Annotated in this window: 10 protein-coding genes; 1 reads left to right on the top strand and 9 read right to left on the bottom strand. The window is 65.1% G+C overall.

The features are described from left to right. The first annotated feature begins 69 nt into the window (after positions 1-69). Entirely contained in the window at positions 70-552 is a 483-nt protein-coding gene (locus ABN273_RS31460) for a hypothetical protein (protein ID WP_349452678.1), read from the top strand. A gap of 151 nt (positions 553-703) precedes the next feature. Here the strand turns inward: ABN273_RS31460 and ABN273_RS31455 are convergent, their stop codons facing one another. The 9 genes from ABN273_RS31455 to ABN273_RS31415 all read right to left on the bottom strand — a co-directional run bounded on the left by ABN273_RS31455 (position 704) and on the right by ABN273_RS31415 (position 14,858). After that, entirely contained in the window at positions 704-1,399 is a 696-nt protein-coding gene (locus ABN273_RS31455) for a WD40 repeat domain-containing protein (protein ID WP_349452677.1), read from the bottom strand. A gap of 4 nt (positions 1,400-1,403) precedes the next feature. Next, entirely contained in the window at positions 1,404-4,622 is a 3,219-nt protein-coding gene (locus ABN273_RS31450; protein WP_349452676.1) for an NB-ARC domain-containing protein, read from the bottom strand. A gap of 121 nt (positions 4,623-4,743) precedes the next feature. Further along, the gene (locus ABN273_RS31445) at positions 4,744-6,039 is read right to left on the bottom strand and encodes a C40 family peptidase (protein WP_349452675.1); all 1,296 of its coding nucleotides are present in this window, start codon (positions 6,037-6,039) and stop codon (positions 4,744-4,746) included. Continuing rightward, positions 6,036-6,929 carry a replication-relaxation family protein gene (locus ABN273_RS31440; RefSeq protein WP_349452674.1) on the bottom strand — a complete coding sequence of 298 codons (894 nt, stop codon included), beginning with the start codon at positions 6,927-6,929 and terminating at the stop codon, positions 6,036-6,038. The genes ABN273_RS31445 and ABN273_RS31440 overlap by 4 nt, the downstream gene beginning before the upstream one ends. A 13-nt stretch (positions 6,930-6,942) precedes the next feature. Further along, positions 6,943-9,300, bottom strand: a complete 2,358-nt coding sequence (locus ABN273_RS31435) for a type IV secretory system conjugative DNA transfer family protein (RefSeq protein WP_349452673.1) — start codon at positions 9,298-9,300, stop codon at positions 6,943-6,945. Then, positions 9,297-10,976, bottom strand: a complete 1,680-nt coding sequence (locus ABN273_RS31430; RefSeq protein WP_349452672.1) for a VirB4 family type IV secretion system protein — start codon at positions 10,974-10,976, stop codon at positions 9,297-9,299. The genes ABN273_RS31435 and ABN273_RS31430 overlap by 4 nt, the downstream gene beginning before the upstream one ends. Positions 10,977-11,035: 59 nt before the next feature. Continuing rightward, positions 11,036-11,977: a PrgI family protein gene (locus tag ABN273_RS31425; protein ID WP_349452671.1), complete on the bottom strand. Its 942-nt coding sequence runs from the start codon at positions 11,975-11,977 to the stop codon at positions 11,036-11,038. After that, positions 11,974-13,590 carry a conjugal transfer protein TrbL family protein gene (locus ABN273_RS31420; protein ID WP_349452740.1) on the bottom strand — a complete coding sequence of 539 codons (1,617 nt, stop codon included), beginning with the start codon at positions 13,588-13,590 and terminating at the stop codon, positions 11,974-11,976. Before ABN273_RS31420 ends, ABN273_RS31425 begins: the two co-directional genes overlap by 4 nt. 5 nt (positions 13,591-13,595) lie before the next feature. Then, positions 13,596-14,858, bottom strand: coding sequence for a hypothetical protein (locus ABN273_RS31415; protein WP_349452670.1), 1,263 nt, complete (start codon positions 14,856-14,858; stop codon positions 13,596-13,598). Positions 14,859-15,159 lie beyond the last annotated feature (301 nt).

The following is a 15,159-nucleotide window of genomic DNA, read 5'->3' as shown; positions in this document are numbered from 1 at the left end:
ACGACCGGCGCCACGCAGCGCATCGCGTCTGACAGGATCTGTGGGGAACTGCGGGGTTCGGAGGACGCGATGAACGACGAGACGGCTGAGTTGCTCTTCGACGTGATCGGCCGGCTGGAGAAGAGCATCATCGCTCGCGACTGCCCTGCCATCGTTGCGCTCCGGGGCGAGCGCCAACTCGTGCTGAGTGACTACGACTACCTACGTGACGAGCAGTCCGCAACCGCGTTCGAAACTCGAGCCGCGGCCAAGGCGCAGGAGATCGCGGCGACGCGATGGATTTTCGCCGTCCCCCAGGTATGGCTGATCACGCCCGACAAGGTCTACAGCCGAGCCGTCTCGAACCACCCGCTACGTGAAGGGGAACAGGAAGCCATCACCTGGATGAGCTTCGACCAGAGCAACGGTGTGGACTACGGACGTGTCCCCTACACGCGTCGCCCGAACGGAGAGCCGGTGTTCGACGATCCGGAGATGTTCACCGTCGCCGTACGTCCTGCCGAGCATATGCCGGGCTACACGCTCCTTCAGGCATGCTTTCCGGACAGCTAGGCCTGCGGCCCGCCGTTTCTTGGGATCTCGATCCACCTCGATGCATTTGGTTCCGGGACCAATCTGGGCTTGTCGGCTGGCGATCGTCATCGGATCAGGGCCTGCGTAGACGAGCAGCATGCGTCCCTCTACTGCGGCTTGCACGGGCCTGTTAACTTATATCGGAATGAATGGAAAATACATTCATGCCAATGTCGGTGCCTATCGCGAGCCTGCACCCATCCGAGAACCAAGTAAGGAATCGTGGAGAACCCGCGATTCGCGTGCCGCTTCGAGCTGGCAGGTGGGCGGGATCCCAAAGGTTGACGATGCCGTCAGGACTAATCGTGGCAATTCCTGCACCATCGGGCGAAGCGGCTATCGCGCTCACTTCTAGAGGGAAAGCGTAGCGGGCACCACCATCAGGATTCCACAGCTTAACCTCGAGGCCGGTCATCCCAGCCAGAACAGTCGCCACCCAAGAACCGTCAGGAGCCACAATAACGGAGCGCAGTGCGCCGGAAGAATTTTGGATAATTCCCGCTAGCCTTCCATTAGGAGAATAAAGCTCCACTGTTTGTGCGAGCGTCACGATCGCAATGAGAGTTCCGTTGCCTGCGACCTGTACGGAGTTTGGCAGTCCGGACGTCGGAAAAATAGAGTTCTTGTGCTCGCCATCGGCGGCGTACAGCTCTACAGACTGCCTCCTTATGGCCATGAACCAACTGCCATCGGGAGCAATACAGACAGATTTTACGTCCAGGGAGTCAAGAGAAGTACCCCGTTCATTGCCGTAGGCGTCATAAAGTCGGACAACGCGATTCGAAAATCCTGCCGCAAACCAGGCGCCACAAGGGGAGATTGTCAAGTGTTTAGGATTGCTTGAGGCGGCTTGAAGCGTTATTCGTGGTGTGCCGTTCAGCGTTCCACAAATGAATGGCGCTTTGTTTGCTGTCAGACATGTCTTTGCCCAATTTCTTGCCATCGTCATAGGTCTCGCTGGTAACGACAGCGGCTAACCATGTACTGTCGGGGGCGATCTCTACGACGGCTGATGTTATGTCTGGGCCCGCCGCTAGCGCGCTTTTCGTGCCATTGGGGCTCCAAAGGCTCACTTTAGTCCTTGCGGCGCTGGCGTGCCGACGGCCGATGAACGTTGATCGATCAGGATAGGTTTCATTAGAGATGGTGACCAGCCAGGCACCGTTAGGGGCTGTTAATACATGGTCGGCCGCCTCCGGCAATGTTGTTCGCTCATTGCCATTAGCGTTCCATAGGCGCACTGCGCGGTCGTCGGAGACGGTGGCGAGCCAGGTGCTGTCCTGGGATACAGCGATTTGTTTGACACCGGCCAGGCGCGTGTCCTCATCGTTGGCTTCCGTGGTCCATAGTCGCACTGTGCTGTCATTTGAAGCACTGGCGAGCCAGGTTCCGTCAGAGGCGATGGCAGCAGCAGTGATTCTGCCGGTATGGCCACGCAAAATGGCATGTCCACGCCCGTTTTTATCCCAAGTGCGGATTAAATTGTCATCGGAGAGGGTAACCAGAACGCTACCTTCTGGAGCCAGGACCATTGCGTTTATGGAACGCATGGGTAGTGCCGCCCGCATGGTTCCGTCGCTATTCCAGATCCGCACGTTCAGGTCTTCGTTTGAGAGCGTGGCCAGCCATGCCCCAGCAGGTGCGATGGCTGTTGATTTTGTCCTCGGTGCGCGAATCGGGAAGCCGTTCCGGTCGGCCCCCTCGCAGGTCCACTGGCGTACTGTGCCATCGTAGGATGTACTAACGATGTACGAGCCGTCGGCAGAGATGGATACGGCTTTCACTCCGTCGGAGTGCCCTTCCATGATATGCAGCAGCCTCCCATTGGGTTCCCAGGAGCGAACGGTTCCGTCGTATGAGGCTGTGGCGATCCATGTGCCGTTCGGAGCTATCGCCACATGGTTGACGCCTCCGGTATGCCCGATGAGAGTGCCGAGAGAATTACCGTCTACGTCCCACAGGCATACAGTGTCCTCTTGCGACGTGCTGGTGGTGAACCAACTGCCGTCGGGGGCGATGGCCACCGTCTTTGTGCCGCCAGAGCCGTCGACAGTGGAGCGAAGAGTGCCGTCGGCATTCCAAACCGAAACCGTTCCGTCAGACAGCGACGCGGCCAACCACTTACCACGTGGCGCGACAGCCACTGACTCCACCTCAGCTTTCTGCTGCGTAATGACGGCTTGTAGAGTGCCGTCTGTACCCCACACGCGGATCGTTCCGTCTGTCGACGACGATGCCAGCCACGTACCATCTGCAGAGATCGCTACCGTGCGTACGGACTTTGTATGACCGATGAGAGTGCGCAGTAGTTCGCTAGAACACTCTTCCAGCATTGGCCAGCTTGGCTGGATGAACGACGTCTTCATCGTCCTGCAGGCTACGGCGGGCGACGGCATCATCCCAGGGATCGCGTACAGGTGCGAAAGGATATGCGACCTTGTTTGGGGCTCAGAATCCAATGCATCAAGCAAATGAGTGTTTCTAGCTATATAGCGTGCGATCTGCTGCGGCAACGGCGACGTGGATGTGTTCAAATCCCCTTCTGCTGCGACAAGGCCAAATCGGCATATGCGCTCGACTAGCCAGCGCGCGTCTCCCACCAACGCGTCGAGCTCAGACTCCATCGTCGCACCGCGCATATGGTAGGCAAGGTGATTCCATAGATAGCTGGCGCTGCTTGGGAGCTGCCACCATTCCCCGCTTGCTCTGTCGTTGCCAAGAAGCTCCCGCGCACCTTCCACAAACGCTCGATGAGCGGCTACCGCGCCGTCGGCTCCGAGGCCGTGATCGGAGAGTGCATACGCACGAATGACGTCATGCAGCACAACCGCTGGCGTGGAACCATCCAGCCAGTGCTTGCTTATGAGAGAAAGCCCTTCAAGCTCCTCGCATAGTCGCCGCGTTTGCTCGGCAGATAGGCCTCCGGTGCTGTGCCAGAAAAGTTCGATAACGGGTAGCGGAATCTCGATGTCCTCTGGAAATATTCCCAGCTCCAGAAATCGGTCCCGCCCGCCCTGTCCAAGAGCGCTCGAACTGTATTCGACGGTGGCGGCTACCGCTGTTTCGCGCTGCTCCGTTTCTGTGACGTCCAGCGCTGCCGGTCCTGCCACGAGCAATCGCTTTGCTGCATAGGAGCCGGCCGCGATCAGGTCCGCGCCCTGGTTGGCGTCGATCACTAGGCGTGCGTTGACCAGCGACAGGAGCAGGGGCCATCGTCCTGTCAGTTGTAGGAGCGTAGTTGTGAGTTCCTCCCCCATGGGCTCCAGGTTCCTGGTGAGCAGTTGAATGGCCACATGGGGAGTCATTTCGTCGACAAGTACGTTCGCACTGGCATCCGGGAGAGTCCGGGGCCTTCGGGTAGTCACCAGAAGGCGCGACTGCTCAGTGATCGGGAGGAAGGGGCGTAGCTGTCGGGTCGACCAGATGTCGTCGACGACCAGTAGAACTCGGCCTCGCTCGGCGAGGCTGTTGGCGAGCATCCGCCCAGCCACCTCCGCATCCACGGTCTCTGGCCGTGTACCGTCAAGCTCCTCCACGAGATCGTTGATGAGCGACGTGAGATCGCTGCCTGTCCTCTCCTGGCCGATGGAAACCCATGCGATGCCGCCTTTGAAATGTCGCCGAACTCGATCATCGCGGCAGGCTGCGATCGCGAGTGAGGTTTTGCCGAATCCACCTGCACCCACCAACGCGGTCGTGACACCCACGGCTCCCGTGTCGCGCCTGAGTAGCGTGTTAATGGCCTTGTCGAGCTCGGCGCGGGTCACCCAGCCTTCCTCCAGTGGAGGAACATGGAACAGGTGCGCATGAGCACGGCGATTCGCCAGGATCGGCGCGAGCACCGTAAGAAGGATCATCAAGAGCCCCGTGCCAACGAGGCCTCCGACCCACCACTCGCGCCGCTCAGTGACGATCTCAGGGAAGTACTCACTGACCACGTTTGTTGCCAAGCCGCAGATGATTCCCAAGAGGACGAGCAGCGACGCCGTCACGTGTGCCAAAAGTGTTCTTTTCCGAGCCATTGACACCTCGATCTTGACCTCGACCATCGCAGCTCTCAAAACCTCTTTAGAACAGAAGGGCCCGCGCCAATTGCGTGGGCCCTTCCGCTGACCTACTCATACCGATTGGTCAAAAGGTGAGAGCGGTCACCTCCAGCGTACGCCGGGATCATCCCGGGCGTACGGCACCAGCGAACTCGGCTTCTCGGTTCGCTGTCCATTGCCCCACCTGAACCTTGCTGCCGGTGGTTGGGGCGTGCACGTAGCGCTGGCCGTCGATGTTCAGGACCACATGATGGATGGTGGACGGGTCCTTGGGGTTGGTGGCGAAGAAGACCAGGTCTCCTGGCTTGAGTTGAGAGCGCGGTACGCGGACGCCAGAGCGCCATTGCGTGGAGGTGTGCCCGCCGACCCGCACACCGGCCTTGGCCCAGGCGTACTCGGCCAGGCCCGAGCAGTCGAAGCCCTTGGTTCCGGCGCCGTGGCCGATGCCGTAGCTCGGTCCCGTTGGGCCGCCGCCGCCCCAGGAGTAGGGGACTCCGATCATTTTGAGAGCGGCGGTGAGGGCTACCGTGCCGCGGCCGGACGTTCGGATCGCGGCGAGAGTTTCCCGGTCCAGGACTTGTCCGATCTTCTGGGACAGCTCCTTGCAGAGCTGGCTGGCGACGGTGTGAACGATCTCCTCGGCCAGTTGGGCAGTGCTGTCCCCCGGCTTGGCGTTCTTGCCCGCGCTACGAAGGGCACCGGCCTGGAGCGCCATCTCGACATCGGCCACGACAGCGGCTCGGGTAACACCCAGTGACGTCGCCAGTTCGAGGCTGGCGCGCACAGCCTTGGCATCCGCGGGGGACAGCTCCAACCTGTCGCGAGCCTTTCGGCCGGCGGTGGGCTCTGTCAGGGCGGTGACGAGGCGTTCCGCCTGGGCTTCATGCTTGGCGTAGGCGTTGGGAAAGCCTGATCGTTGGATGGTCTGGGCCACGGCGGTGAGGGGCTTGGCTGTCCAGTTCTTGATTTTGGTCAGGTGGTCGAAGAAGGTCCGTGTGGCATGGCTAGGGGTGGAGACCTGGGCTCGGGTGCCCCAGCCGTACTCGGGGTGCTGCTGGAAGATTCCGAAAGCGCGGCCGTGATCGCCCACGGTGCTGTTGTCGAGCGAGGATTCCTGCAGGGCGGTGGCTATGCCGATGACGGCGGCGCGGCGTGGTAGCCCGAGTTCAGTGGCCGTGTTGATGATGATGCGCGCGTTGGCTGCCTGATGGGGTGTCAGTTGGGCGTCTGTGGGCGCTGCGCTCCTCTTGGTGGTTGGGGACTTGTTGGTGTAGGCGCAGACGGCTGAGGCAAGTTGCACGGGGTCGGCTTGGGCTGTGGCGTACTTACCTCCGCCGACCATCCCGGCGATGATGGCGGCTCCGGAGACCAACCCTCCTCCTGCGGCGATGGCTTTGGCGAGCCCGGCTTCAAGGATCATTCGGCCACCTCCTCGGATGGTTCGGGGGCCGCCTGGGGTCCGAGCCCTGGCCAGTGTTTGGCGAGCTCTGCCAGCCTGCAGCGCGGGCCTTCCACGTCGGTGGGCAACCAGCGGGCGCCTGCGGGTCCGTCGTCCACCGTGCCGTCGACCGTGGCGGAATGGCCCGTGGCGACGGGGACGAACATGTTGCCGGGGTGGTGCTTGAGCTTCTTGCGGAGATTGGCTTCCCTGCGCTCGCCCTGGACCCAGAAGAGGACGGGCGTGACAATCCGACTGGACTCGGTGAGCTTGGCGTAGCCGTCCAGCTTGTGAGCCACGCGGTCCAGTGGTTCGGTGCCGGTGTCGTATTCGAGGAAGAATTCGATGCTGTGGGGTCCTTCGGTCCAGCGGCCGTAGGCGTCCGGTCGCGCCATGGATCCCCACTCGGCGGAGCAGCGGCGTTCGGGCCACCAGGCGGTCAGTTCGGCGTCGGGATGGCGGCGGGCGAAGCCGTACAGGCTGGCGGCTATGCCGTTGGTACCGACGGTGTGGGCGAGCCTCTGGCTGTAGACGATGCTGAGGACCCGGTCGCGGTGGTAGCCGAAGTCGGACAGGTCGACGCCGTCCTCGGAGGCGAGTACCGCGGCGGCCGTTTCACCGATGACGTAGTGGTACGGCGCTGTGCCCATGGCCGGCGGGAGGTTGGGGCGGAATCGCTCGAGGATGCCCATGCGGGTCAGCGCCAGCAGCCGCCGACGGGCAGCGTCGTCGGTGTCGAAGAACATCTCGCTGACCTGCGGCGAGGTCAGGACCCGGAAGCCGTGGAGCAGGCGGATCAGGGTGCGGTCGCGCTGGGTGAGCCGGATCGCCAGCTCGCCGAGCATGCGGGGGGTGTAGCGGATCGTGGACATGGTGGTTCTCCTTTCAGAAGGTGCGCCGGGCGTCCGGCTTGGGGGTGGCGGCGGCTGTTGTACGGCCGTGCGCCTGTGCCGCGGCAGCGCGGATGCGCTTGGCGACGTCGTGGGAGGGTTCAGGCAGGGGTCTGGTCCGGAGGGTGAACGGCGGCGCTTCGGCCGAGCGGACGACCAGGCGGGCGGCGGCTTGGAAGGCGTCGAGGTTGGCCAGGTCGTGGGCGGTCAGGTAGGGCGTGAAGTGGTGCTCCACCTCGTCGGCGTCCTGAGGGGAGAGCGAGAAGTAGATCTTGTTGCGGGCATCGGATGAGATGGCCTGGCGGAGCTGGCGCGGGAGCTGGGCCAAGTGCTGGTGAGCGAGGGTGAGGGAGATCCGGTACGCGCGCGCTTCGGCGAGCATGTCGGCCAGCGCGTGCGGCAGCGTGAGGAAGTTGTGGCACTCGTCGACGTACAGCGCGGCCGGGCTGCGTGCGTGGCCGAACTTGGCTCGACGGGACGCGGCCTGCCAGACCTGAGCGAGGATCATCGAGCCGAGCAGGCGGGCGGAGTCGTCGCCGAGGACGCCTTTGGGGAGGCGGACGAGCAGGATCCCGCCGTCGAGCACTTCTCCCAGGTCGAACGTTGACCTGGTGGAGCCGAGAACGTCGCGGACGAACGGCCGTAGGAGGAAGGCGCGTAGCTTGTTCATGATGGGGGCGGTGACGTTGGCTTGAGCGGGCTCCGAGAGGGCGGAGTACCAGCTCCAGAAGCCGCGCAGCAGAGGGTCCCCGATGGTGGCGGTCTGCCGTCGGCGGAAGGCCGTGTCCGACAGCAGGGTGGGGATGTCGGCGAGGGTGCCGTTGTTGCGGGCGAGGGTGAGGGCGCAGCCGCGCAGGATGTCGTCGGTACGGGGTCCCCAGTAGTCGGCGTAGATCTGATGGAAGATGCCGACCAGGTTGTCCACGCCCATGGCCAGGTCCGGGCCGCCCAGGACATTCAGGGAGGGCCTGGGATACCTGTCGTCCGGGTCGATCAGGGCGACCTTGTCGGCTTTCTCCTCTGGGACCAGTCCGAGCAGGTCCCGTACGAGGTCGCCCTTGGCCTCGATGACGACTACGCCGCGGCCGGCCTCGATGTCGGAGAGGATCATCTGGGCCAGAAGGGTGGACTTGCCGGTGCCGTTGGGGCCCATCACATGGACGTGGTGGAAGGAGTCGACGACCCGCAACGCGACGGGGCGATCGTGGCCGGCGTCGGAGAAGCCGAGCACCTTAGCGGATGGTCCGCCGCGGGCGATCGTCGGGGAGGGCGGGACGGTGTTGGCCCCTGCTCGTTGGAGGCCCGGTACCGCGACGTCGAGGGGAAGGTGGGCGACCGCGGACAGCTCGGGCACCGATAGCAGGTAGCCACGACTCATCCGGCGTGAGGCGAGGCGGGCAGCGGGCAGGAACAGCCGTCGGCGTTCCAGCCGGTTGTGCCCGCTGAAGAGGGCGAACGCTGAGGCGAGTGCGTGGGCGCGCCCGCGGATGGCGTTCTTGCGGGTTTTCGCCGAGGTCGGGTCGGTGGAGGAGAGCGCATCTGCTTGGACGGCGTAGCGGATGGTGACTTCATAACGGGAGTGGTGAGCCTTATCCCTGATTGCTCGGGCTTCGGCTGCCTCTTCCAGCCGGCTGGCCCAGTCGCCGGCAGGCTGAGGCAGGTGGCGCGGTCCAGGGTTGACGAGGTCGAGCAGGGACCTCAGCAGTCGAGCGGTGGCACCGCCCCAAGCAGTGATCAGTCGATGGCCTGTTGCCGGTCGGGCGAGGACTTGCACGCAGGCGTGCTGCCAGCCCGGCATCCCAACCGCTGCGCCGATGAGCGCGCGCAGTGGGTCAGTGCTGTGGTCATGCCTGATCGGAAGCCGCTCGGACCGGGCCAGGATGAGCTGGCCGCCGCTCGCGAATCCCCGAGTGGGAACCGGCGGGGCCGCCTCGTGGATAGTCGTGCGTGAGGAGGGCCAGGCCGCTTCGATCGCGTGCTCCACGAGGTGTTGCGGGATCGAGCCGGGCACCCACAGGGCGATCTTCACGCCAGCAGTGCCGAAGGTGTACTCGAAGGCGAGATGCGGCTGTCCGAACAGCAGCCGCTTCCATGAGGGCCTGAGCAATCCCACAAGGTTGCCCCAGAGCGCCTCAGCGCCTGGCATGGTCGCCACGGGCGGTGCGAGGATCTCGATGCATCTTGCACCTCGTACGAGGCGGTGATGGCGCAGTCTGACGGCGCAGGCGCGCAGGAGCACGGCGAGTACCTCGACGGCGAAGAGGATGGCGACGATGTGCCAGCCGTGCGTGGTCAGCCAGTCGAGCGCCCGGTTCAGGGCGGCGTCGGGATCCTTGAGGAGGTCGTAGATCATAGGCCGATCTCCTCGTCGTCGAATTCGGCCAGCTCCTGCGGCGACGAGGTGACGAGCTCGTGTTCTCGTGGGCTGGAGATCACTTGGAGCGGGCAGCGCTGACCGCTCGTCCCGGCTGTGAGCAGCCCGGTTCCCCTTTCCGCGGACAGGAGCAACTGCCGCTCGCCATCGGAGAGCCGGAACGCCTCGGCGACTTTGTCGATCGCCTGTGGTGCCTGGCGGAGCAGGATCTGGGTGGTGGAGTTGGCGACGATGGCCTGGCCGAGCTCGGAACCGAGTAGGTCGGCGGCGTCTTGGGTCACTACGGACAGGCCAGCCCAGTGCTTGCGGGCGGATTTGGCCATGCGGAGCAGGAACTGCGCGCCCTCGGGGATCTTCATCAGCAGCCAGGCCTCGTCGACGACGACCAGGCGGGGACGCCGGTTGTAGGGGTCGGATATGCGGCGCCAGATAGCGTCCAGCGTCAGCAGGGTTCCGACCGCTTTGAGTTCCTCTGGCAGGTCCCGTAGGGAGAAGACGATCAGGTGGGAGTCGGGGCGGGTCGTCGTGGCGCCATCGAACAGCTGACGATGGCTGCCGGAGACGTACGGTGCCAGCCCAGCGGCAAGTTCCTTGGCCTTTGGATCGGAATCCTCGGCGAGGTTCGCGGCAAGGTCGCGCAGGAGCGGTGGCCGACGATTCCAGGTCTCCGAAGAGGTGGTAATGCCTGCTTGCCGGTAGGTGGCAAGGATGGCCCGGTCGAGTGCCGCTTTGCCGGCGTTGCCGATCGGCTCGCCGAGCATGACGGCGATCAGCGTGTGCAGGAACAGCGCCCGGCGGGTGAGAGGGTCTTCGCCGCGTTGGTTCTTCGGCGGCAGGTCGAACGGGTTGAGGCGGACTTTGGGCGCCCCAAGGTGGACGTACGCGCCGCCCACCGCATGGGCGAGGCGGGCGTATTCGTCCTCGGGATCGATGACGGCCACTTCGATGCCCGCGTACAGCGAGCGGAGTGCCTCGAGCTTGGTGAGGTAGCTCTTGCCGCTGCCGGAGCGGGCCAGGGTGACCGAGTTGTGGTTGTCCTGGGCGAACCGGTCCCAGGCCACCAGGGAGGCACTGGCGGTGTTGGCGCCGTACAGCACAGCGGTTGCGCCGAGCTCTGTGGTGAGGTCGGGGCTGGTGAAGGGGAACGCCGCCGCCAGGGCCGGGGTGTCGAAAGTGCGGCGCATGGTGAGGTTGTCGTAGGCGAGCGGGAGCGAGGAGACCCAGCCCTGCAGCTGTCGAAAGGTCATCTGGCGGGCGTCCAGGAGCAGGGAGGCAGCCAGCGCCCGTACCTGGGCGCAGGCGTCATCCAGTTCGGAGGCGGAGGTGGCGTGCACGGTGAGGTAGATGGAGGCGCGGAAGAGCTTGGCCTGGCCGCGTGCGATGCGAGAGGCCAGCTCTTGGGCGTCTTCGGCGGCTGCCTCAGCGCCCGGGTCCAGGAGTCGGCCGTGCTCGTGGTCGGAGCGAAGGCCGGACTCCAGCCGGGCCAGCTGCTTGCGCAGGCGATCGGCGGCCACGAGGGAGGGAACGGGTTCGATGTGCAGGGAGACGTCGAGCCGCCCTGGGTAGGTGAGCAGTGGTTCCAGCCATCCGGGGGCGACCTCGCGCGGGTAGCCGGTGATCGCCAGAGTGGCGCACAAACTTTCGCCGATCGTCACATGGCGGGCTTCGATTTCCACAGCCTGTGGACCGAAACCGCTTGAGGGGCGGCGGATCTTCACCAGGTGCCTCCTGTCGTGATGACCTCGCCGGGCAGGGCGATGTCGTCGTCGGGCAGAGGAGGGGCTGAGGGGTCGAAGCAGGAGGCCAGCAGTGCGGCGACGGCGCGGGCATCCAAGAGTCGCGCGGTGATCCCGCAGGAGCTGAGCACCCTGGTTGCTTCGTCCAGGCGGCGTAGCGCTCGCGCGGCGGCCACGTCGCGGCTGTTGGTGCCGACGGCTGGCTCGCGAATGATCAGCAGCACCTGGCGGCGCAGCAGGTCATGGCGAGCGGACAGCTCATGCAGGAAGGCGGCATGTTCGAGCGCAGCGGAGGCAAGTGCAGGATGGGGCAATTGCCGGGCGTTGTCCTGCAGCGATGCGACGGTCTCCGTCAGATCGACGCGTTCGGCTCTGACGAGAATCTGGGCGGGTCCTGACAGCGAGTTGAGCCAGCGGCCGAACACCGCGACCAGGGCGTCCTGCTCATCAGGGGTGCGTAGGGCGAAGCTGACGGTGGAGACCTCAGCCACGGCGGCGACCCCGTCCGGCCCGAGATCGACCAGGCCATCGCCTGCGACACCGCGGGCGGGAAGTCTGAGCGGGGCAGGCGGGCGTTGCGGCTTGGCCGCTATCCAGCTGGGTGGCATGGGAATGTCCTCAGGGGATGTGACCAGGTGCTTGGGGGAGCGCTGGTGCCGGATGGCTGCCAGCACGTAGCGGTCGAGGGAGATGCCGTCGTGTTGCCCGACGGCCAGGAGGATCGCGGCAATTGCCACGGGCAGGGCCACTGCGGCAAAGACCATGAGCGACACGCGGTCGCCGACTGCCACGTAAGCGCCGTAGAGCGCGGCACTGGCGCCGAGCAGGATGATCAGCTGGCGGGCGGTGAACGATCCGAGGATCTTGTCCGGCTGCTCTACATCGGCCGGGATTCGGGCGATCGACTCGTCCCAGCTCATTGACTGCCACCCCCTCGCGGCTTGCGCGGGCGGCGGCGCGGCGGGGTGGGGGTACGGCCGCGATTTTCGGGCCACTCCACCTGGCCGGGGATCGGCGCAGTAGGCGAGACGATGGGCGGAACCGGGCGCTGGCCCTTCGGCGGCTCGATGGCCCGGTTCGGGCTGGACTCCGCCCGATTCCTGAGCGCCATCATCTGGCCGAGCCCCGCCGGCCCGTTGGCGTAGTAGGTCGTGCGCGGATAGCCGTACACCGGCGTGTTCGGCCGTTCCGGCGGTTTGGGGCTCGGCGTGGGCTGGTACCTGCCTTGAATGGCAGGCCCCGCAGGAGCATGTTTGATCGGTGCGGCTTGCCAGTCGGAGGCTCGTACGGGGCGCCGGGCGCCGGTCGGGGCGTGTTTAGCTGGCCCTGACCCACTGCGGGCGGCGGAAGCGGCAGTGAGCGCCGTTGCCGCGGCGGTGCCGGCGGGTCCACCGATCGTGCCGGCGATGACCTTTCCTGCCAGCGCCCGTGTTGCCGCCTTACCGATCCTGCCCTCGCCTCCGCTGCCGCCCTTGCCGAGATGCATGGCTTTCAGGACCGGCATCGTGAGCTTGGACATCACGGCGTACTTGATGATCCGCGTGATCGTTGACCCGGAGGTCTGGATGAAGATCCGCCGGGAGATCCAGGACGGGATCCGGACCAGAATGATCAGCAGGCAGATGGCCAGGATGAGGTTGACCAGTTGTCCTGAGGGAGCGACACCGAGCAGGAAGCGGCCATCCTGGTTGAAGAAGATTCGGACGGCGAGAACGAGCGTGAGCGACTGAGCGACCTGGATGACCAGCAGGCCGGTGAAAGCTCGCCACCAGAACCGGGCCAGCCCATCGGTGTGCGGCAGTGCATGGCAGGCCAGGGCCAGGGGCGCGGCCACCACTAGCAGCAGCACTAGAGCAGATCGCATCACGAAGCTGATCAGCAGCAGGATCAGCAAGATGATCGCGACGAGCTCGAGAAGGGTGTAGAAGATCTGCATGTTGCTGGGCGGCAGGATGAGCATCCGGATCTGCGCTGCCGCCCGCTCGGCGTCGAAGTCATGCCCGAGGAGTGCCTTGGACAGGGCATTGCCGATCTGAATGATCTTTCCGCAGATCAGGAAGCTTGTGTTGGACGCCAGGATGGCCAGCGCCAGGCGCGGCAGTACTTCCTTGACCGCGTACCGCGTCTGAACGCTTTGATGTCCCATCGCGGTAATCGCGCCGATCGTGGCGAGCAGGACGAAGGCGGAGTCCGCCATGGCCGCGGTGACCTTCCACAAGTCCAAGACCCGGCCGGAGTCGGAGACGTCCGGAGTGGCGAGCAACGTCACCGCCAGCGCATCCAGGAGGGGCTTGATGGCGGACGCGACCAGATGGGCGAACCAGGCGTTGATTTGCTTGATCATCCAGTCGCCGAAGTTCAAGTTGATCTGTGGCGGCGATGGCAACAGATCATCGCCGGGGGATGACTCAGGACTGGGAGAAGGGGTGGGATTGGCCCAGGCAGCGTCGGCGGCGAGCACGAGGGCCGCTGCGGCAATGGCGGTAACGAACAGGAGGCGGACTGTTGCCGCCGTGGCGGGAGGTGGCGTCATGGTGGTCACCCGCCGCCCACGATGCGCTTGAGTACGCTGACGAACAGCGGCGCCAGCACGGCAAGGCCGTAGCCGAATGCGGCCGCCTTGAGTGCTGCCTTGGCCTTCTGGACTTCGCCCGGATCGCCGCCTGCCACCAGGTACCGCAGGCCACCGATGGTGAGCATGAGCGTTGCCAGGGCAGCAAGCAGGCCGATGAGCCAGTTCCGCAGATTGTCGAAGACCGTGTTGAGATCGGTCGGCACCTCAGGCGCCGGCCGGACCGTCGGTGACTCGGCCAGCGCCGCCGTTGTCGGAGTGGCAAGGACGACGGCAACCACTGCCACTGTCAGCATGCCACGGAGGAAGTGGCGCCAGCGGCGACGCCGTACGGCAAAGGGATTCCGCGCGGAGCCGGTGGGGCTGCCCCGGCCTCCCTTCGTCTGTTCGGTGGTGATGGGCTTGGGATCTGAGGTGATCCGGCCCCGCGCGGAAGTCTCGGAAACGCTCTCCGCTCTCCTACGGAGGGCGGATGTGATCGCCAGAGCGCGTGCCTGGTCGACGTCACCCGCGAGAACGGCATCGGCAAGGATCAGCTCGCACTGTTGCCGGCGCTTCATTGCCGCCTTGGACGTCAGGCGCAGCACGGCGGCGGCCTGGGCAAGCAGGTGTCCCTGTTGTTCCGTCAGGCCGATCAGCTCAGCGTCCAGCTCACTGACGACACCGTTGGCGACCGTGTCTGCCATGGCGAGATCCAGATGTCTCCACGGCTCTCCGGAAGTGTGTTCCGCCAGGCGTCGGGCAGCCTCAGCTTCGGCGCGCCGCCGCGCACGCTCGCCGGTTCGCTGGGTTACGGCGCACATGCGGGACAGGACGTTGGGCAGATCGAGGTCGATGTCCTTCACCGCGGCGACGAAGGCGGTGAGCACCTCCGCGTCGATATCCGCGGGATCGCCGGCGACGCGATAGAGGCACAGCCGTCCACAGATGCGCCGCAGCGCGGGTACAGCGGTCCCGACCGCCCCTACCAGCCACTGGGGGCCGTCCCTGCGGGCCCGGATCACGAGCTCGCGCCAGATGACGTCGTGGGTGGCGTTGCATAGCGTGCGCGAGGCCAAGAGATCGCGTAGCTCCGTCAACAGGAGGTGGCGGCCAGGCAGCTCCGGGGAGAGCTTCTTGCCATCGAGCGCCAGGCCGCCGGGGGCGCATGCGACGAGCTGGAAGACGTGCTCGGCGACGTCGAGCGGTGAGCGGTCCGTGAGGGGCGTCTCGCGAAGGTCGGTACTCATCGGGTTGCTCCACTGCGAGAGGAATTTCGGTCTCGCAACCCGGTGTAGAAGGCAGCTCTGGCCACCCTCGTGCCGCCAGAGCTGGTCGATTCAGGCCCTCGCCAGGAAATCGCCGGCCGCCGAAGATCGCCTTGAACTACGGCATGATCGCCAGAGGTCCGCCAAGGGGTTCAACGCGGTGGGCGCCAGCGACGTCTCGGAAACGATCCGTGCGATCTTGGCGACGCGATCACGATCAGGCGGCTGGGCGAAGCGACGCTCAAGGTCAACTAACTGAACGAAGGCCCGCCGTAGCTTCGCA

Origin of the sequence: Nonomuraea sp. B19D2, assembly GCF_040137845.1 — a bacterium.
Lineage (GTDB): Bacteria > Actinomycetota > Actinomycetes > Streptosporangiales > Streptosporangiaceae > Nonomuraea.
Note: the sequence above shows the minus strand (reverse complement) of the source record. Positions and strands in the feature narration are given on the sequence as shown.

Bases quoted from the DNA above. Each gene is read 5' to 3' on its own strand.
- ABN273_RS31460 (WP_349452678.1), top strand. From the start codon at position 70: ATGAACGACGAGACGGCTGAGTTGCTCTTCGACGTGATCGGCCGGCTG.
- ABN273_RS31450 (WP_349452676.1), bottom strand. From the start codon at position 4,622: ATGGTCGAGGTCAAGATCGAGGTGTCAATGGCTCGGAAAAGAACACTT.
- ABN273_RS31445 (WP_349452675.1), bottom strand. From the start codon at position 6,039: ATGATCCTTGAAGCCGGGCTCGCCAAAGCCATCGCCGCAGGAGGAGGG.
- ABN273_RS31440 (WP_349452674.1), bottom strand. From the start codon at position 6,929: ATGTCCACGATCCGCTACACCCCCCGCATGCTCGGCGAGCTGGCGATC.
- ABN273_RS31435 (WP_349452673.1), bottom strand. From the start codon at position 9,300: ATGATCTACGACCTCCTCAAGGATCCCGACGCCGCCCTGAACCGGGCG.
- ABN273_RS31425 (WP_349452671.1), bottom strand. From the start codon at position 11,977: ATGAGCTGGGACGAGTCGATCGCCCGAATCCCGGCCGATGTAGAGCAG.
- ABN273_RS31420 (WP_349452740.1), bottom strand. From the start codon at position 13,590: ATGACGCCACCTCCCGCCACGGCGGCAACAGTCCGCCTCCTGTTCGTT.
- ABN273_RS31415 (WP_349452670.1), bottom strand. From the start codon at position 14,858: ATGAGTACCGACCTTCGCGAGACGCCCCTCACGGACCGCTCACCGCTC.